At 45.5% G+C, this 18,234-nt stretch carries 17 protein-coding genes and 1 pseudogene; 9 read left to right on the forward strand and 9 right to left on the reverse strand.

Annotation, left to right across the window (positions count from 1 at the left end; genetic code table 11):
* Positions 1–59 precede the first annotated feature (59 nt).
* Positions 60–1,520, forward strand: a complete 1,461-nt coding sequence (locus tag PUN35_RS12740) for an ABC transporter permease (RefSeq protein ID WP_014478827.1) — start codon at positions 60–62, stop codon at positions 1,518–1,520.
* 15 nt (positions 1,521–1,535) lie between these two features.
* Entirely contained in the window at positions 1,536–2,216 is a 681-nt protein-coding gene (locus PUN35_RS12745) for an ABC transporter ATP-binding protein (protein ID WP_014478826.1), read from the forward strand.
* Positions 2,217–2,320: 104 nt separating this feature from the next.
* Here PUN35_RS12745 and gerKB read toward each other — a convergent pair whose 3' ends face one another.
* The 3 genes from gerKB to gerKA are packed head-to-tail and all read right to left on the reverse strand — an operon-like array spanning position 2,321 to position 6,314.
* The gene (gene gerKB / locus PUN35_RS12750; RefSeq protein WP_014478825.1) at positions 2,321–3,442 is read right to left on the reverse strand and encodes an endospore germination permease GerKB; all 1,122 of its coding nucleotides are present in this window, start codon (positions 3,440–3,442) and stop codon (positions 2,321–2,323) included.
* A gap of 24 nt (positions 3,443–3,466) precedes the next feature.
* Positions 3,467–4,690 carry a spore germination protein GerKC gene (gerKC, locus tag PUN35_RS12755; RefSeq protein ID WP_014478824.1) on the reverse strand — a complete coding sequence of 408 codons (1,224 nt, stop codon included), beginning with the start codon at positions 4,688–4,690 and terminating at the stop codon, positions 3,467–3,469.
* Entirely contained in the window at positions 4,680–6,314 is a 1,635-nt protein-coding gene (gene gerKA, locus PUN35_RS12760) for a spore germination protein GerKA (protein ID WP_014478823.1), read from the reverse strand. The genes gerKC and gerKA overlap by 11 nt, the downstream gene beginning before the upstream one ends.
* Positions 6,315–6,439: 125 nt before the next feature.
* On the opposite strand from gerKA, the gene PUN35_RS12765 reads away from it, so the two are divergent.
* Positions 6,440–6,661, forward strand: a complete 222-nt coding sequence (locus PUN35_RS12765; RefSeq protein ID WP_014478822.1) for a YczF family membrane protein — start codon at positions 6,440–6,442, stop codon at positions 6,659–6,661.
* A 14-nt stretch (positions 6,662–6,675) separates the two neighbouring features.
* Here the strand turns inward: PUN35_RS12765 and PUN35_RS12770 are convergent, their stop codons facing one another.
* Complete coding sequence (locus tag PUN35_RS12770; protein ID WP_014478821.1) at positions 6,676–8,430, reverse strand: right-handed parallel beta-helix repeat-containing protein; 1,755 nt, start codon at positions 8,428–8,430, stop codon at positions 6,676–6,678.
* A gap of 269 nt (positions 8,431–8,699) precedes the next feature.
* Here PUN35_RS12770 and PUN35_RS12775 point away from each other — a divergent pair, with 269 nt between their 5' ends.
* Positions 8,700–10,178 carry a peptide MFS transporter gene (locus tag PUN35_RS12775; protein ID WP_014478820.1) on the forward strand — a complete coding sequence of 493 codons (1,479 nt, stop codon included), beginning with the start codon at positions 8,700–8,702 and terminating at the stop codon, positions 10,176–10,178.
* A 40-nt stretch (positions 10,179–10,218) separates the two neighbouring features.
* Here the strand turns inward: PUN35_RS12775 and PUN35_RS12780 are convergent, their stop codons facing one another.
* From PUN35_RS12780 to PUN35_RS12800, 5 genes and pseudogenes are all read right to left on the reverse strand, one after another.
* The gene (locus PUN35_RS12780) at positions 10,219–11,064 is read right to left on the reverse strand and encodes an alpha/beta fold hydrolase (RefSeq protein WP_014478819.1); all 846 of its coding nucleotides are present in this window, start codon (positions 11,062–11,064) and stop codon (positions 10,219–10,221) included.
* A gap of 65 nt (positions 11,065–11,129) precedes the next feature.
* Positions 11,130–11,593 (reverse strand): annotated as a pseudogene (locus PUN35_RS12785) (pyridoxamine 5'-phosphate oxidase family protein).
* On the reverse strand, positions 11,590–11,817 hold the full coding sequence (gene bsdD, locus PUN35_RS12790; protein ID WP_024571634.1) for a phenolic acid decarboxylase subunit BsdD: 228 nt from the start codon (positions 11,815–11,817) through the stop codon (positions 11,590–11,592). The pseudogene PUN35_RS12785 and the gene bsdD overlap by 4 nt, the downstream one beginning before the upstream one ends.
* 16 nt (positions 11,818–11,833) lie before the next feature.
* On the reverse strand, positions 11,834–13,255 hold the full coding sequence (bsdC, locus tag PUN35_RS12795) for a phenolic acid decarboxylase BsdC (protein WP_003240157.1): 1,422 nt from the start codon (positions 13,253–13,255) through the stop codon (positions 11,834–11,836).
* Positions 13,256–13,257: 2 nt separating this feature from the next.
* Positions 13,258–13,872: a non-oxidative hydroxyarylic acid decarboxylases subunit B gene (locus PUN35_RS12800; protein ID WP_014478815.1), complete on the reverse strand. Its 615-nt coding sequence runs from the start codon at positions 13,870–13,872 to the stop codon at positions 13,258–13,260.
* An 89-nt stretch (positions 13,873–13,961) separates the two neighbouring features.
* Here PUN35_RS12800 and bsdA point away from each other — a divergent pair, with 89 nt between their 5' ends.
* The 5 genes from bsdA (at position 13,962) to PUN35_RS12825 (ending at position 18,172) form a co-directional block, all read left to right on the forward strand.
* Positions 13,962–14,834: a transcriptional regulator BsdA gene (bsdA, locus tag PUN35_RS12805; RefSeq protein ID WP_014478814.1), complete on the forward strand. Its 873-nt coding sequence runs from the start codon at positions 13,962–13,964 to the stop codon at positions 14,832–14,834.
* A gap of 115 nt (positions 14,835–14,949) precedes the next feature.
* A complete protein-coding gene (tcyA, locus tag PUN35_RS12810; RefSeq protein ID WP_014478813.1) occupies positions 14,950–15,756 on the forward strand; it encodes a cystine ABC transporter substrate-binding lipoprotein TcyA in 807 nt (268 codons plus the stop codon).
* Positions 15,743–16,447 (forward strand): cystine ABC transporter permease TcyB, encoded by a 705-nt coding sequence (gene tcyB, locus PUN35_RS12815; RefSeq protein WP_003234541.1) that lies wholly within the window; start codon positions 15,743–15,745, stop codon positions 16,445–16,447. The genes tcyA and tcyB overlap by 14 nt, the downstream gene beginning before the upstream one ends.
* A gap of 13 nt (positions 16,448–16,460) precedes the next feature.
* Positions 16,461–17,204 (forward strand): cystine ABC transporter ATP-binding protein TcyC, encoded by a 744-nt coding sequence (tcyC, locus tag PUN35_RS12820; protein WP_003246629.1) that lies wholly within the window; start codon positions 16,461–16,463, stop codon positions 17,202–17,204.
* Positions 17,205–17,524: 320 nt separating this feature from the next.
* Positions 17,525–18,172, forward strand: coding sequence for a YczE/YyaS/YitT family protein (locus tag PUN35_RS12825; protein ID WP_003234545.1), 648 nt, complete (start codon positions 17,525–17,527; stop codon positions 18,170–18,172).
* The last annotated feature ends 62 nt before the right edge of the window (positions 18,173–18,234 follow it).

The following is an 18,234-nucleotide window of genomic DNA, read 5'->3' on the forward strand; positions in this document are numbered from 1 at the left end:
AAGGGGACGCGCCCCAGAGGCGGTCTTATCCATAAAAAAACCTATACGGAGGAACATAAATGAACTTTATCAAACGGGCCTTTTGGAATATGAAGGCTAAAAAGGGAAAAACGTTATTGCAATTATTTGTGTTTACAGTCATATGTGTCTTTGTTCTATCAGGCCTCACCATCCAGTCGGCAGCACAAAAGTCAAGCGAACTGGCCAGACAGGAACTCGGCGGAAGCGTGACACTTCAGGTTGACCGCCAAAAGCAAATGGAAAAACAGCAGGACAGCGGTGAAAAACGCAGCTTCAAATCAACACCGATCAAAGTGTCTGATGCGAATAAGCTTGCAGCGCTTGACCATGTGAAGAGCTACAATTACACCACATCAGCTTCAGCCAACGCGGGAAACTTTGATGCGATTGAAAGCTCTAGTTCAAGTGATTCCAGCTCCAGCAGTTCAAGCTCAAACGCTAAAAACAGCCAAGGCGGCGGACAAGGCGGACCGCAAATGGTTCAAGCCGATCTTTCGATTGAAGGTGTCATCAGCACAGCGTTAGTCGATGATTTCTCTGACGGAGATTCAAAAATCACAGACGGACGCGCGATTACAAAATCAGATGTCGGCAAAAAAGTAACAGTGATCAACGAAACTTTAGCGGAAGAAAATGATTTGAGCGTTGGCGATTCGATCACAATTGAATCAGCAACAGATGAAGATACGACGGTAAAGCTGAAGATCGTCGGTATTTATAAAACAACATCTTCAGGCGATGACCAAGCCCAAAATTTCTCTTTCTTAAACCCTTATAACAAGCTTTATACGCCTTACACAGCAACAGCGGCGCTGAAAGGCGACGACTATAAAAATACGATTGACTCAGCTGTTTACTATATGGACGACGCGAAAAATATGGATGCTTTCGTAAAAGCAGCGAAGAAAACATCAATAGACTTCGATACGTACACACTGAATACAAACGATCAGCTTTACCAGCAAATGGTCGGACCGATTGAAAATGTGGCTTCTTTCTCTAAAAACGTGGTGTATCTTGTATCAGTGGCAGGCGCCGTCATTCTTGGCCTGATTGTCATGATGTCAATCAGGGAGCGCAAATACGAAATGGGCGTGTTAATGGCCATCGGTGAAAAACGATGGAAATTGATTGGACAGTTCTTGACTGAGATTCTGATTGTGGCCGTTATCGCTATCGGCCTTGCATCTGTGACGGGAAATCTCGTCGCAAATCAGCTTGGAAATCAGCTTTTATCCCAGCAAATCAGTTCATCAACCGATTCAACGCAAACCGCAAGCGGACAAATGCCCGGCGGCGGTGGCGGCATGGGCGGCAAAATGTTCGGCCACAGTTCATCAAACGTGGACGTTATCGATTCACTGAACGTCGCGGTTTCTATGAACGACATGCTTATTCTGGGCGGGATCGGCATCCTAATCGCAATCATTGCAACATTGCTGCCGTCAATTTCAGTACTGCGGCTTCATCCGAAAACGATATTGACAAAACAGGAATAGAAAGAGGCGGAACCTATGAGCTTATTAGAATTTCAACAAGTCGGATACTGGTATAAAGACAAAAGCCAGCCATTGTTTCAGGATATTAACATCAGCTTTCAAAAAGGCAAATTCTACACAATCGTCGGCACATCAGGGACGGGGAAAACCACTTTCCTGTCTCTGGCAAGCGGACTTGACGCACCAAAAGAAGGAAACATCCTTTACGACGGAAAAGCGGTGTCTAAAATCGGCTTAACCAATTTCAGAAATCAATATGTATCAATCGTCTTTCAGGCGTACAATCTGCTCCCGTATATGACGGCTTTGCAGAACGTCACAACCGCTATGGAAATCACGGGTTCTAAAGAAAAGAACAAAGAATCATATGCGCTTGACATGCTGCAAAAGGTTGGCATCAACGAAAAACAAGCCCGGCAAAAAGTGCTCACACTGAGCGGCGGACAGCAGCAGCGGGTATCAATTACAAGGGCTTTCTGCTGTGACACGGATCTTATCGTAGCCGATGAACCGACCGGAAACCTTGATGAGGACACATCAAAAGAAATTGTACGCCTCTTTCAAGATCTGGCGCACAAGGAAAATAAATGCGTCATTATGGTGACGCACGATGAACAAATTGCAAAAGTGTCAGACATCAATATCAGACTTTCAAGAGGAAGCTTTACTGTGAAGGAAAACGTCGCAGTGGTATAACAAAACGCGCCTCTGCCAGTGCAGACAGGGGCGCACCCTATATCCCCCTTTTATATAGAAGTGAACATAAAAAGAGCGGCGGCTGCATCCCCCCGCTCTTTTTATCATTCCTTTATTCCTGTCCCTTTTGACTTCTCTCTTCGTTTCTTTTTCCAAACAGCCACAATAAACAGAAAGAGCGGAAACAATAATTGAAAAGGCAAATGAATATACAGCGGCACCACGTTCAAGCCTTCGTTCAAGTGCTCTGAAAAGTTAGTTGCGATCGTTAAAGAAAGGATTAAGATGCCCAATCCCATCGGATAAGCCAATTGAGAGAGATTCTTTTCCTTAAAGAGCGTAGATGTCCCAACCACAGTGGCATATAAGTAGAGGCTAACCTTAAAGAAGCCGCCGATGATCAGCGCCAGCATAAAAAAGACATCGAGCCGGTCTAAAAATTCTTCGACCTTGATTGTCTGGATCGTACTTAAAAGCGGGAACTGGGATCTGAGTGTAAGATCAACATCAAGCACGCTGATATTAATCGCCACGGTGAGCGCCACAACCAATCCGCTAATAGCCATGGCAATCATCCCCATTTTTTTTACATCTTTTCTGTTATTCAGGATAGGGAAAATCATCACAAATAAAACGACTTCACCAAATGGGACGTACATGGTCTGCGTGAAAACAGAGTGAAGGATAGGAGAAATACCGTTTGCCAAAACCGGCTTTAAATTGTGCGGGTCTATAGTGCCTGAGACAATAATCAGCACGAGCCCGATCGCGCCCAGTAAATACATGACCCCGAAAAGAAGTTCGGCAGCGCGTGCGAGTACTTCAATTCCTTTTCTTACGGCATATATGCTTACTACCATTAATAAAGCATTTACAATAATGATAGGTGTATCATGATAAGCAAACGTCAGCAGCATTTCTCCAAAGTCACGCAGCACCCTTGCGGCATTATAGGCAAAGTACAATATATAGAGAAATGAAAACAGCCAGCTCAGCTTGGTTCCCAGCATATCATCCATATATTCTTTCGGAGAAGAATTCGGATAACATTGATAAATGCCTTGATACAAACAGAAAAGAAACAGTCCGATCGCACAGCCTAATAAAACTGCTATCCAAGCATCCCTGCCCGCCATTGATCCCGGTGTAATCAATAAGGAGCTGCCCAGTTCAAAAATGATAATCATGACAAACAGCTGCCTTATGCTTATTCTGGCTTTTTCCATCTGTCACTTCCCCTTTCTTCAGACCTAATCATCTTTAAACTGGTGTTTGATCGGATCGTTTCGCAATCCCGTCCTTCTGATATACGTCTCGGCCTTCACATCGATGGGCAGTTCGGGCAAATATTCTTTGTCCCATGTGTCCTTCATTTTCTCCCACTGCTCCGGATACTTTCTATATATCGTGTCACCAAAACCGATAAAATCTATTTTATTCTTCTTAATCTTTTTCACAGTATGGCTAATTTCCTTTTCAAGCTCTTTGTTGAGCGCTTTTTCAATAGCGGCCAGCACCTTGGGATCAGACAATTGGAAAGGGTATTTGACAGCATCAATAATACCTTCAACCGACACTTTCACATGGATGTACGGACGTCCGTTCCGCATTTTCGGTACCAGCTTTGTATCTTGATGGGTAACCTGCAAGCTGACCGCATCCTTCGTCTTGCCCCAGTCAGCATTAATCAACGTATGCTGGATCTTATTCATAAGCCAGACTGCCCCCACGCTTTCATCATCTTCCAGCCAATACTTTAAATATCCTGCCTTATCAAAAACCGCCAGACCATCTGCCTGAAGAATGGCTTTCGGGTCAGTCGCCTGCGTGTTTTCCATGCTGACTCCTTTTTTATCGTCACCAATCATCATAAATCCGGGGATGACCGGTGCCATAGTGTTGGCGGCAAGTGTTTTCAAAACGTCCTGAATATTGGTATTGACCACCTGCCCGTATTGCGCCTCCGTGAAATCCAAGGTTTTATTGACTTTATTTGATGGAATTTTATCAATTGGCGTCAAGATTTTCACAATATTTTCTGCTTTTGTTTTATGGGCAACGACGAATGTTGCTGTTGACCTAAATTCTGTGTCCCGGTCAAGATTATCTAATACAAAATCCAAACCTTCTTCTTTTGCCAGCTTTTCATTGATCACGACTAGATTGGTATGGGCAAAATAAAGCCGCCGTGATACCTTTATGGAGGCTTTTCTGAGTGCTTCCGTTAAATTGTTACCTTCAATCGAATAGACAGATACAGGCGGCCTGTCTCCACCACCTCCTCCCTGAAGGTAGCCGGCAACATTCCCTGGATTGATAATTTGAAGATGCAGCACGTAGTTGCTGTCGTTTGTCCGATCGATGCCAATCGCCGAGATAATCGCAAGATCCGTCAGCTCCCTCTTATCCCAGCAGCCGGGCAGCACAATGGCGCTCAAAAGCATGAGAACGACTAATAGACATTTACGTACCATTCTTATCCCCTTCTTCCAAATCTTTGTTCACCATTCCTCGTGAAGCGGCCGGCTCTGGGCGTTGATCTTGCCCCTGCCGCACCTTATCTTCCTTGCTGACCGATTCCGGCCTTTTTTCATCGGCCCACCACGGAACCCGGAAAAGCGTGTCCTTTACGCCTTGTGAAGAAAAGGGTGCAAGCGGCGACATATATGGAACGCCGTATGAACGAAGACTGCATAAGTGGACAAACATCATAATGATCCCTAAAATCAGCCCGTAAAAACCCATAACAGCTGAGGCAATAAGAAAAATAAACCGAATAAGCCGGGCTGAAATCGCCATTGCAAACGCCGGGGTTGCGAAGCTCGCAATCGCGGTGAGTGCCACGATAATCACCATTGCCGGAGAGACGATACCAGCCTGTACGGCAGCCTGGCCGATTACGAGCGCGCCTACGATTGACACTGCCGAGCCAACAACCCGGGGCAGCCTGAATCCCGCTTCCCTCAGAATCTCAAAAGCAACCTCCATCGTCAGCGCCTCCACAACAGCCGGAAACGGGACACTTTCCCGCTGGGCCGCAATGACCACTAACAGCTCAGTCGGTATCATTTCTTGATGAAACGTCGTGGCTGCCACGTATACAGCCGGAGCCACAAGCGAAATGAAAAAGACTAAAACACGAAGAATTCTTATACTTGTCGCAATGTCAAAACGCGAATAATAATCCTCAACAGACTGAAAAAACTGGACAAATAAGGCCGGGGCAATAAGCACAAACGGTGTTCCGTCCACAATAATCGCGAATCTTCCTTCTAACAGATTACCCGCTACTACATCAGGGCGTTCTGTATGATACATAGTCGGAAACGTCGTAAAGGTTTCATCTTCAATCAGCTGCTCAATATATCCAGATTCCAAAATACTGTCAATATCTATTTTTTCCAGGCGCAGCTTCACTTCCTTCAGCACCTTTTTATCGCATATTCCTTGAATGTACATGAGAGCGATATCCGTATTCGTAACAGAACCTTTTTTCATTTTTTCAACCCATAAATTCGGATTTTTAATGTATCGCCGGATCATGGAAATATTGGTTTGCAGAGACTCTGTAAACCCTTGGCGCGGACCGCGGAATGACGCCTGGGTGCTCGGCTCTTGGATGGAGCGCTGCTCTCCCCCTTGAGTGCTGCAAATCAAAGCTTCATCATGGCCATCAGCAAAAATGAGCGCATTGCCGAGCATTAACTCGGAAAAAAGCTTGTCCCAGCTCTTTTCCGCTTTCACCCCGCCCAGCGGGAGCGTTTTTTCAAGAATTTGCTGGATCGCATGAGTATTCTGGATAGACTCATCCTGTACCAATGGGTCAATTAACGACTCATGGATCGTGTTATTATCGACCAGCCCAGCAATATAGATAACAGCTAGGTGGACATGATCCTGCTCCCCGATTTTAATCTCGCGAATGATGACGTCAGAGCTGCTTCCGACTTCCTTTTTCGTTTCCGCTATATTCTTTGCCAAACTTGGAGAAATGAGAACCGGCCTTTCTTTTTCTTGCTGCTGTTCCTGGTTCCTTTCGTCAGTATTCTGCTTGTCTTTTGAACCGGTATTGTTCTTTCGCTTAGAAAATAAAGGCATACACAAATACCTTCCCTTGTCGTTTTCTCATATTCTTCCTTTTAAAATTGAGATTATGCATTAGGGTTAGATGCGGTATAACTTCTCCGCCAACGATAGACACTAAAAGCGGAGGATGATGAAGCATGAAGATATTGGGCGTGACCGGAGTCATATTAATTTGTTTATTAGCTATTTCTGTGTTGATGGACATGCTTCAAGGGTTCAGTTTAACAAAAGCCGTTTATAACAATATGTCCAGCTTTAAGATGACAACATTTGCGGAATGGGTCGTGCTTTTATTTTTTGTTTTAGTACTTGTGAGAGAAATCTACATGATCTATAAATCGAAAAAAAAGAACCCCTAGAGGGGGCGCTTTTTTCAGACAATCATATTGCCGTCTATTGTATCACTGCTATGTTTGTTGATGGTCCCTTTAAAAATGCGGTTGCCGATGATTTTGGAATTGGTTGATGTGGTTGTTTGAATAGCTGTCGCAGTGTCCGCGGAGAGGTTATTGATGGTGTTTCCTGAGACGATAGAGCCTGCAGAGCCATTGATATAAATCACAATCGGATTCCCGGCTGTTCTGTTGACTGAAATGGTATTATCAAAAATCTCATGCACACCGGCGCTGATATAGATGGTGACCAAAAGCGGAGATCTCTCTAAGTGGTTGCCGATAATTGAGGTTTTCGCACTTGTGGAGCAATAAATGGGGTAATTTTTGAACTCTTTAAATGTATTGTTTTTGATGATGGCGCCGGCATTGTTTGTGACGGAAACAGAATATGATTCCGGCACTGCTTCAAACGCGTCAGGATTCAGTATATTCCCTTCAATCACCGCGTTCCCTTGAGCAATCCAAATGCCCCGGCTGAATTTTCTCAGGAGATTATCTTTAATGATCATATTTCCGCCGGAAACGTTCACACCGTCAACGACTTGAATGAGACAGTTATTCAGAAAAGCGATGTCATCTGACAGCACTGCGCGAAGACCGATGCTGCGCCTTGTTTCAGACAGTCCGTTTTGAATTTGGTTTCCGTCTACCTTTACGTCGGAAGACTGATAAACCAATATCCCTGTGTTTTCAAAGTTGCTGATTTTGTTGTTCGTCACAAGAACGCTCTTTCCCCTGACATCAATTCCAGTTGAAAATCCGGTAATGAGGTTGCCAGCGATCACTGCATCACTGGTCTCTTTTCCTTGTGATACACCGAGTCCGGTTATCCCGACTCTTGGCGCAGCCGCCGCGTCTTCAGGGCGCCTCAGTATATTTCCCTTGATCACTGTTTGCGTCCCATATCCGTAGCTGATTGTATTGTCAGAGTGATTTCCTTCTATTAAAATGCCATACCCGTTAAAATTGGTCACAGAACTTGAAACGTTTCCAACAAAGTGGTTATTGCGAATTGATACATTAATCGGTTCCTCATAATCAACGTCACCTTCGCCATATCCTTCAATGTCAATTCCGAATTTCGGGGCTGTTCCATTCCCCGTTCCGGCATCTTCAATCAAGCACTCCTCCACCGTGACCATGTCACATCCGGTAATGGAAATGTTATTTCTCCTCGACCGCCGAACCTCACAGCGGCGGATGATAATTTGCTCTGACGTTCGATAATCTTGATTGGTCTTTAATCCCCTTGGGCTGACTATGATCCCATCGCCGGTAAAATCGGAAATTTTCACATCATCAATGAGAACATTCGAGCATCCTTCAATACATATGCCAAAGCCCCATTCATGGGTTGACCTTATCCCCGCCGAGACATACGTATGCTCATCCCGTTCGCCGATAATTTGTCCTCCGGAAATAGTTATATTCTCTTGCTTGCCTACATAAAATGCGGAATAACCCCACGAACTATTCGGTATCACTTTCATGATACATTCGGGGTCCATCATAATCTCAAGGTTGCCGGGAACAATGATCCCCGCGTTTCGAAACCTCTGATTAAGATCTCCGCCAAGCGTTGCGTCTATTAAATATGTTCCCTTTGGAAACCAGACAGTATGATAGCCTTTCGAAACAGCTGTACTGAGGCACTGATTAATCCGTTCTGTCGAATCCGTTTTACCATCTCCAGGAACACCGAAATCCGCTGCATTTAATATGAATTCAGCCATTTGCGAGCCTCCTTCTCTATGATTACTATTATGTTACTCACAAAGGCCCGATCTGCTTGTACATTTCTCTAAAATTTTATTAAAGGAATAGTTATGTAAGAAAATCTCACGATAAAGAGTATAAAAATTAGGAGAAAATCACTATTTTTAGGTATTTATAATTTTTCCATTATGGAACTATTTGAAATGAGTATAAATTATATTGACACAAGTATTATATAAGAATATGATTTTTATAATACACTTTTTTTAGAAAGGGTTTGGCTGACATGGCTTCGATTGATAACGAAAGTATCATTAAAAGCGTCCCGCAAAAAGGGTTCTTTGGTCACCCGCGAGGACTATTTACACTATTTTTCACCGAATTTTGGGAGCGTTTCTCTTACTATGGAATGAGAGCAATCTTACTTTACTATTTGTATACAGAGACGGTAAACGGAGGGCTCGGCTTTGACAAGGGCACTGCGGTTGCCATTATGTCGATCTACGGATCACTCGTATACATGTCCACTATTATTGGCGGATGGCTCGCTGACCGGGTATTCGGTACCGCAAACACCGTGTTTTACGGCGGCATATTCATTATGTTCGGCCACATTGCACTCGCCTATCCGGGCAGCGCGATCGCATTCTATATCAGCATGGCGCTTATTATTGTCGGAACAGGCTTATTAAAACCAAACGTTTCAAGCGTGGTTGGGGATCTTTACACGAAAGAAGACCCGCGCCGCGACTCAGGTTTCAGTATTTTCTACATGGGGATTAACCTCGGTGGTTTACTTGCGCCGTTAATTATCGGAACACTCGGACAGAAGTACAACTATCATCTCGGCTTCGGAGCTGCCGCGGTCGGAATGCTTCTCGGACTTATCGTATTTGCTTTGACAAGAAAGAAAAACCTCGGGCTTGCAGGTTCCAATGTGCCGAATCCGCTGTCTAAAAAATCTGCGATTGGCACCGGAATCGGTGTTATCATTGTGGCGATCGCAGTGATGATCTCTGTACAAACAGGCGTGCTGACGATCAATCGTTTTATCGACCTTGTAAGTATTCTCGGTATTTTGATTCCTGTCATTTATTTCATCATCATGTTTACAAGCAAAAAAGCGGACAAAACAGAAAAATCCCGTCTTGCCGCTTACGTTCCTTTGTTTATCAGTGCTGTCATGTTCTGGGCCATTCAGGAACAGGGAGCGACCATTCTTGCGGTATACGCTGATGAACGCATAAAACTTTCATTGGGCGGATTCGAACTTCAGTCATCTTGGTTCCAATCATTAAATCCATTGTTTGTCGTCATTTTTGCGCCAATATTCGCATGGCTCTGGATGAAGCTTGGCAAACGCCAGCCGTCTACACCAGTTAAATTCTCAATCGGAATTATTTTAGCCGGATTGTCATTTATCATTATGGTATTCCCTGCTATGCAAGGAAAAGAAGCACTCGTAAGCCCGCTTTGGCTTGTTCTCAGCTTCCTGCTTGTCGTGCTTGGAGAGCTGTGCCTGTCTCCAGTCGGTTTATCCGTGACAACGAAACTGGCACCAGCTGCCTTCTCTGCACAGACAATGAGTATGTGGTTTCTGACGAACGCAGCAGCCCAAGCGATCAATGCCCAAGTAGCCGGATTGTTTGATAAAATTCCTGAAACAATGTACTTCGGCACCATCGGTTTGATTTCTATCGTTCTTGGCGGCATTCTCCTGCTGCTCTCGCCGATGATCAAACGCGCGATGAAAGGGGTCTTATAATCAGAAACAGCCCGCGGATTTTGATCTGCGGGCTGTTTTTTTATTGATCCAGCCATTTGCTGAAGCTTTGATCAAAGGCTTCCGGTTCTTCCAGCATCGGCTGATGGCCGCTCCTTTCAAAAATAACCTTATCCATATGGGGATATAAACCGTCAACAGCATCCCATAGCGAAACGGGCGCAACCAAATAATCATATCTCCCTAATCCGATATACACCGGCATACGAACATCAGCTAACCGCTGAATAAGATCAATCTGGGCAAATGTATTGCCCCATAATTCATCAATGATCGGCATATTCGTGAATACGCCATCCCATAAGGCAGCTGCATGCGGCCGCTCTTGATAAAAGCTTTTTGCTTCAGCGCGAATACACATGTGCACAAAGCGCCTTTCAGGATCTTTGTCGATGTCCTGCGGCAAATTGGCGATGTCTTTTTCAAAGCGTTTCTTTCTCTCAAGGCTGGCTGTTTCCATGAAAAATGATTCGCTTTTTCGCGGTCTTTCTTCACTGTTATCAAGCGCAGTATTGAAGAGCGCCACCTTCCGAACTTGTTTGGGATATGTCCTGGCATACTCTAAAGCCATAAAAGCGTGTCCGGAATGTCCCAGGATAGTAACATCCTCAAGCTGAAGAAATGTTCTCATCCTTTCGATATCAGCCAAGACGGCATCAAGCCTCGAATCCTCCTCACGAAGCTCCCGCTTAGGCTTAGCAAATCCCCTATGGTCGATAAAGACCCATTGATATTTCTGTTTGATATCTGAGGAAAAAAGGCGCGGATAGTAAACCGCACTCCCGATCACAAGGATGGGTGCGCCCTCGCCCTCAATTCGATAAGCTAAATCAAAGCCGTCCGAGTGACAGATCCCCGTACGTTCCATTTCTCACGCCCCCTTTGTTTTCATTATATAAAAAAAGCCTGACGCATGGCGTCAGGCTATCGATATTACCGTTTTAAATCTTCCAGGGTCTTTTCCCATCTGCCCAGCACCTCTTCAGCGCTGTGAAGCTGTATACGGACACCTGAAGTCAAATCAGCGTATTTCGCAACGTCCTCCTTCACTGAAACAATGCGGCAGGAAAAACGGTCTCTTTCATATTCGGCATCTTTCAAAGGCGGTAAAGGCGCGCATTCAAGCTTTACATAATAGCTGCTCCCTTCCACCATGCCGTGAACTGTGCTGTTCCTGTGCGAAGGATGTTGGCCGAAGTCATTGTGTTTTTCCACAGAGCGATTCGGATATCAGTTCGGCTCAGCGCGATAATTTCACCTGCACTGATCATAGCGGCATGCGGCCAGCCATCCTCTGATACTGTTTGCAGAACGAAGGCCTCATGCTGCTTCTCATTCAGGCAGCTCCCGTCAAGCAGCTCAAAGAGACGGTCTGACATACTGTTCACGCGGATCAAGCCTTTCGTTCCGGCACCGCCGGAACTTCAATTGCTGTTTCTGTTTCCTTTGGATCAATTTTAAACGCTGGATTGTATTTTTTGGGATTTGTAATGCTTTCCGGTTCACAGGATCTCCATGTAAAAAAGCATGTTTGGCACTGATAAACTTCCCATGCGCCTTCTACAGGCGATTTGCTCATGACTTCTCCCTTTTTTGAGTCGCATCGAGGACATGTATGCATTTCGAACATCCTTTCCTTATTTATTCATTAAATCCATTAGTTTTTGTTCCCATTCTTTCGTTGTTAGCGGAGAATCAAGCGGCTGTGAATAATGGCCTCTTGTTTCCGGCGCAACCGGTGTAGTGGCGTCGAGAATCATTTTGTGAGTGATTCCTGATGGATTGGATCCCGGATCAAGCGGCAGGACAGATAAGTCCGGAATGATGACCGCATCGTGTTTCGGATGCATTTTGGTCGAAAGCGCCCACATGACCTGCGGAAGGTTGAATGGATCGACATCCTCATCAACGACAATGACCATTTTGCAGTAGCCGAGTCCGTGCGGCGTTGTGAGTGCGCGCATGCCGACCGCTTTCGCAAATCCGCCATAGCGGGTTTTTGTGGAAACAATCGCGATTAAACCGTGTGTGTACATGGCGTTCACTGCCACAATTTCGTTCGGGTACGCTTCTTTTAACTGCTGATAAAGCGGCACGCATGTGTTAATGCCAATCATGTAATCGCATTCTGTCCAAGGCATGCCTAAGTATAAATGTTCAAAGATCGGATTGTTTCTGTGATAGACGCGTTTAATTTTGATAATCGGCATGCTGCGTCCGCCGGAATAATGGCCTGTGAATTCACCGAACGGCCCTTCATATTCGCGCTCTCCGGCAATAATCTCACCTTCAAGCACCACTTCAGCACCCCAAGGAACATCAAGATCAGACAGCTTTGATTTGACGATGCGATATGGTTCGCCTTGAATCGCGCCTGCCATTTCGTATTCTGATTGATCATAGAGAAGCGGAGTCGATGCCGCCGTTGTAATGACCGGCTCACAGCCGAGCGCAATGGTGACCGGAAGATTGATGCCGCGTTCTTCAGCTTGGCGCAGATGGATTGCAATATCGTGCTGCGGGACAGGCTGAATGCCGAGGCGGTCTTTTCCTTTGACCTGCATTCTGTAAATGCCGACATTTTGTTTGCCGAAGTTGTCAGGGTCTTCAAGATCACGGGAGATGACACACGCTTTGTCTAAATAGTAGCCTCCATCACCTTGGTTAATTCTGAAAAGAGGCAGTATATCGAACAAATTGATATCTTCTGTGATTTCATTTTCATGAAATGGTGCTGTTTCCTCACGTTTGACCGGCATCGGAAACTGGTCATAACGCTTTGCGAATTCAAAAAACTGTTCTTTTACCGGTGTGTCTTTCGGCATGCCCAGCATCATGGCATGGTTTGGCCAAGAGCCGATGACATTCATCGCAATTTGGGCGTTATGATAGCCGTAAATGTTGTTAAATAAGAGCGCGGGGCTTTTATCGCCAAGATTGCTGGCTGCCCGTGCGGCGGCCCCTAAATCCGGTTCCGGCTTTACCTCTTCATTCACTGTAAGCAGCTGTCCTTCTTTTTCAAGGGCAGCGAGAAATTCTCTGAAATCTTGATAAGCCATGATCAAGCTCCTCCTTTTTGTTTTTCAATCCCATTCCAGCGCTTCGCTTCAGGAAGCCGAATGCCGAATTGGTCCAACGTTCTAAAAACAATATGGTCAACCATTTCCTCTAAGCTGCTCGGCTGATTATAAAATGCCGGCATCGGAGGAAGAATGATTGTACCCATTTTCGTAAGCGCTAGCATATTTTCGAGATGAATTTGGTTCAAAGGCGTCTCTCTCGTTAAGAGGACGAGTTTTTTTCTCTCCTTGAGCATGACATCCGCCGCACGTGTCAGCAGATTATCCGCCATGCCGGTGCGAATGCTTGCGAGAGATTTCATGCTGCACGGCGCAACAATCATTCCATCGGTATCAAACGACCCGCTTGAAATGGCTGCCGCCTGATCCTTATGTGAGTAAGTGTATGTGGCCAGTTGTTCTACTTCTTGTAAGGTATAGCCTGTTTCGTGTTTGATCGTGACGTTTGCCCAAGGAGACACAACGAGATGGGTTTCCACTCCGGCGGCCTTCAGCCACTGCAGCAGCCTGACCCCAAAAATGGCCCCTGTTGCCCCTGTCATTCCGACAACGAGTTTCACTTTGCCCCCTCCTTTACGCTTGAATTCTGCTTTCATTCCAATCATACTCCTGATATATCCATATGAAAAATATCTATTAAATCTATATTTAATACCTAAAAGGTATGATAAGGAGGCGCTTTCTTTTGGATATTCGCCAGCCTCGATACTTCATTACCATTGCCCAAGAACAGAAAATTACGTCCGCAGCCAAAAAGCTTCACATGGCGCAGCCGCCTTTAAGCAGGCAGCTCAAACAGCTGGAGGACGAGCTTGGTGTTGTTCTGTTTGACCGGAACAAGAAAAAACAAATGACTCTTACATATGAAGGAGCTGTTTTTCTAAAAAGAGCAAAAGAGATTCTGCATAGGTTTGAAGATGCAGTCATTGAGGTACAGGAGCTGAAGGAGGAAGTAGCCGGTACACTTGCCGTGGGATCAACGATTTATTGCGCGGCTCTGATGCTTGAAAAAGTAACACAGATCAAAGAGAGATACCCCCATCTCACCTTTAATATTTGGGAAAATGAGCCCGCGACACTGTTAGAGCTGCTGGAAAGCCGGCAAATCGATGCGGCGGTCACGACAACACTGATCAAAAGTGACACAGTACAATTCAAGCAGCTTGATGACATTCCATGTGTGCTCGTGCTTTCAGATGAAGCCGGATATCCGTGCGGAGACACCATTAAGATGGAGGACATTCCTTCATTTCCGCTGATCCTGCTGCGGCCTGTCAACGGAAAAGGCGTCTATAATCAGGTCATGAATGAATTTCATCGTTTGAACCTGGAGCCGCGCATTGTTTGTGAATGCCACGACTCTGCAACTTTGCTCAGCCTCGTGTCATCCGGATTCGGCGCGTCTATTTTGCCTGTCACAATGATTCCCGTTCATATGAGAAATCACGTTCACACCGTCCATATCGAAAATAATCCCTTCATTATGACACCGGCTGTCATGTGGAGAACGGACAGTTATTTGCCTAAACCGGCACAGCAATTTTTGGATTTATTTTAAAAGATTTTGCCTTATGAAAACCAATTACTTGACTCATACTAAAAAAAAGTTATCCTTTAGATTTGTAAGCTATTTTTTTATTTCAATAAAATCAACCAGAAAAGTGGGGAATAAGATGAAAAAAGCATTATTGGCTTTATTCATGGTCGTAAGTATTGCAGCTCTTGCAGCTTGCGGAGCAGGAAATGACAATCAGTCAAAAGATAATGCCAAAGATGGCGATCTTTGGGCTTCAATTAAGAAAAAAGGTGTGCTCACAGTCGGAACGGAAGGAACATATGAGCCGTTCACTTACCACGACAAAGACACTGATAAACTGACTGGCTATGATGTCGAAGTTATCACAGAAGTCGCAAAACGCCTCGGGCTTAAAGTCGACTTTAAGGAAACACAATGGGACAGCATGTTTGCCGGCCTGAATTCCAAACGGTTTGACGTCATTGCCAACCAAGTCGGAAAAACAGATCGTGAAGACAAATATGATTTCTCAGATAAATACACAACATCAAGAGCCGTTGTCGTTACGAAAAAAGACAACAACGATATTAAGTCAGAAGCAGATGTAAAAGGAAAAACATCAGCTCAATCACTGACAAGCAACTACAACAAATTAGCTACAAATGCCGGCGCTAAAGTAGAAGGCGTTGAAGGTATGGCGCAGGCCCTTCAAATGATCCAGCAAGGCCGCGTCGATATGACATACAACGATAAACTTGCCGTATTGAACTACTTAAAAACATCTGGCAATAAAAACGTGAAAATCGCGTTTGAAACAGGTGATCCTCAGTCAACATATTTCACGTTCCGTAAAGGAAGCGGCGAGGTTGTTGATCAAGTCAACAAAGCATTAAAAGAAATGAAAGAGGACGGGACTCTTTCTAAAATTTCTAAAAAATGGTTCGGCGAAGATGTTTCTAAATAATCTGCCGGCATTGACGCTTGGCACGGCGATCCCGTGGGATCTGGTGCAGCAGTCATTCTGGCCGATACTTTCAGGGGGAATCTACTATACGATTCCCCTTACGATTCTTTCCTTTATATTCGGAATGATCCTGGCGCTGATTACGGCGCTTGCCAGAATGTCGAAAGTGAGACCTTTGAGATGGGTGTTCAGCGTATACGTATCCGCAATACGCGGCACTCCTCTTCTCGTTCAATTGTTCATCATTTTCTATCTGTTCCCGGCCTTTAACGTCACATTAGATCCATTTCCAAGCGCAGTTATCGCCTTTTCATTAAACGTCGGCGCCTATGCATCTGAAATCATTCGGGCATCTATTTTATCCGTGCCGAAAGGGCAATGGGAAGCCGGCTACACAATTGGCATGACACATCAAAAAACGCTGTTCCGCGTCATTTTGCCGCAGGCGTTTCGTGTGTCGATCCCGCCATTATCCAATACCTTTATCAGCCTGATTAAAGATACATCCCTCGCCTCTCAAATTCTGGTCGCTGAGCTGTTCAGAAAAGCCCAGGAAATCGGCGCGCGGAATCTTGATCAAATTTTAGTGATCTATATTGAAGCAGCCTTTATTTATTGGATTATCTGCTTCCTGCTTTCACTCGTCCAGCATGTCATCGAACGGCGTCTTGACCGCTACGTGGCCAAATAAGGAGGTTCTGAGTATGCTTACCGTTAAAGGATTAAACAAATCATTCGGTGAAAATGAAATTTTAAAAAAGATAGATATGAAGATTGAAAAAGGAAAAGTCATCGCCATACTTGGGCCTTCAGGTTCAGGGAAAACGACGCTGCTCCGCTGCCTGAACGCTCTGGAGATCCCAAATCGCGGAGAGCTTGCATTTGATGATTTCTCCATCGATTTCTCCAAAAAGGTGAAACAGGCGGATATCCTAAAGCTTCGCCGAAAATCCGGAATGGTGTTTCAGGCGTATCACCTGTTCCCGCACCGCACAGCCCTCGAAAACGTGATGGAGGGCCCTGTTCAGGTGCAAAAACGGAACAAAGAGGAAGTCAGAAAAGAAGCGATTCAGCTTCTTGATAAAGTCGGATTGAAGGACAAAATGGATTTATATCCATTCCAGCTTTCCGGCGGACAGCAGCAGCGCGTCGGCATCGCCCGCGCACTGGCGATTCAGCCTGAGCTCATGCTGTTTGACGAACCGACCTCAGCGCTTGATCCCGAGCTTGTCGGAGAGGTGCTGAAGGTTATCAAGGACTTGGCCAATGAAGGCTGGACCATGGTCGTCGTGACCCACGAAATCAAGTTCGCGCAGGAAGTTGCGGATGAAGTCATCTTCATCGACGGCGGCGTTATCGTGGAGCAGGGACCGCCGGAGCAAATTTTCTCCGCACCAAAAGAAGAGCGGACACAGCGGTTCTTGAACCGGATTTTGAACCCGCTGTAATAAGAAAAACAGGGCGTCAGCGCCCTGTTTCAGATTATTGACAAAATCCTAAAACGATTTTCGTTTTAGGATTTTGTCATTTTCAGCGTGATTGAAAACCTTTGAAGTCTAGGAAGGGCGAGCATTGGAGCACATCGAATGTTAAATTCGTGAGCACCGAAGCGCAGGCCTGACAACGAATGCAAGGGTTTGCCAACACGCTGAAACAGGGCGCCGGCGGCGGCCCTGTTTTTTTGTTGAGCCCCTTTCGCCTATTCCGCCCTTCTGTCAGATGTGCTACAATGACAATCGACTGATTTTTACGAAAGAAGGGACCTCACGTGAAGCAAGAACTTGTTCTGCGCTGGACATTTTATTTTGCCGGTTTGATCATTTTGGCTTTTGGTGTATCCCTGACGATAGAAGGAAAAGCACTCGGCATTAGTCCGTGGGATGCATTTCATTACAGCCTGTTTCAGCACTTCGGGCTTACCGTCGGCCAGTGGTCCATCATTATTGGAGCGCTCATCGTCGGATTCACGTCATTGTTTACGAGAGCTTGGCCGAAAATTGGGGCCCTCCTGAATATGGTGCTCATTGGTGTATTTATAGATTTTTTCAATTTCATTCTGCCTGCCCCCTCGACCTACACAGGCTCGATCATCGTCTTCTCTCTAGGCGTGGTGCTGATTGGTTACGGCGTCGGTGTTTATGTATCAGCAGGCCTTGGCGCGGGGCCGCGTGATTCACTGATGATGCTGATTACAGAAAAAACCGGCTGGAATGTGCAATGGGTGCGGAACGGCATGGAATTAACCATTTTGTTTGCGGCATGGGGCATGGGCGGACCGATCGGTTTTGGCACCATTTTGACCGCCATCCTCACCGGACTCATTCTGCGTTTTTCATTGCCGCAGTCAATCCAGTTGCTGAATTATGCTGTGGCAAGGCGGACAGCCGCTGTGAAAGCATCTCCGCCTGTACACTAAAACAAAGCCGCCTTGGCTTTGTTTTTTTATTTTCTCCTCTATATGAGTCTTGTGGAAGTATG

Origin of the sequence: Bacillus sp. N3378-2at (assembly GCF_033412715.1) — a bacterium.
GTDB classification, from domain to species: Bacteria; Bacillota; Bacilli; order Bacillales; family Bacillaceae; genus Bacillus; species Bacillus subtilis.

Bases quoted from the DNA above. Each gene is read 5' to 3' on its own strand.
- PUN35_RS12740 (WP_014478827.1), top strand. From the start codon at position 60: ATGAACTTTATCAAACGGGCCTTTTGGAATATGAAGGCTAAAAAGGGA.
- PUN35_RS12745 (WP_014478826.1), top strand. From the start codon at position 1,536: ATGAGCTTATTAGAATTTCAACAAGTCGGATACTGGTATAAAGACAAA.
- gerKB (WP_014478825.1), bottom strand. From the start codon at position 3,442: ATGGAAAAAGCCAGAATAAGCATAAGGCAGCTGTTTGTCATGATTATC.
- gerKC (WP_014478824.1), bottom strand. From the start codon at position 4,690: ATGGTACGTAAATGTCTATTAGTCGTTCTCATGCTTTTGAGCGCCATT.
- gerKA (WP_014478823.1), bottom strand. From the start codon at position 6,314: ATGCCTTTATTTTCTAAGCGAAAGAACAATACCGGTTCAAAAGACAAG.
- PUN35_RS12765 (WP_014478822.1), top strand. From the start codon at position 6,440: ATGAAGATATTGGGCGTGACCGGAGTCATATTAATTTGTTTATTAGCT.
- PUN35_RS12770 (WP_014478821.1), bottom strand. From the start codon at position 8,430: ATGGCTGAATTCATATTAAATGCAGCGGATTTCGGTGTTCCTGGAGAT.
- PUN35_RS12775 (WP_014478820.1), top strand. From the start codon at position 8,700: ATGGCTTCGATTGATAACGAAAGTATCATTAAAAGCGTCCCGCAAAAA.
- PUN35_RS12780 (WP_014478819.1), bottom strand. From the start codon at position 11,064: ATGGAACGTACGGGGATCTGTCACTCGGACGGCTTTGATTTAGCTTAT.
- bsdD (WP_024571634.1), bottom strand. From the start codon at position 11,817: ATGCATACATGTCCTCGATGCGACTCAAAAAAGGGAGAAGTCATGAGC.
- bsdC (WP_003240157.1), bottom strand. From the start codon at position 13,255: ATGGCTTATCAAGATTTCAGAGAATTTCTCGCTGCCCTTGAAAAAGAA.
- PUN35_RS12800 (WP_014478815.1), bottom strand. From the start codon at position 13,872: ATGAAAGCAGAATTCAAGCGTAAAGGAGGGGGCAAAGTGAAACTCGTT.
- tcyA (WP_014478813.1), top strand. From the start codon at position 14,950: ATGAAAAAAGCATTATTGGCTTTATTCATGGTCGTAAGTATTGCAGCT.
- tcyB (WP_003234541.1), top strand. From the start codon at position 15,743: ATGTTTCTAAATAATCTGCCGGCATTGACGCTTGGCACGGCGATCCCG.
- tcyC (WP_003246629.1), top strand. From the start codon at position 16,461: ATGCTTACCGTTAAAGGATTAAACAAATCATTCGGTGAAAATGAAATT.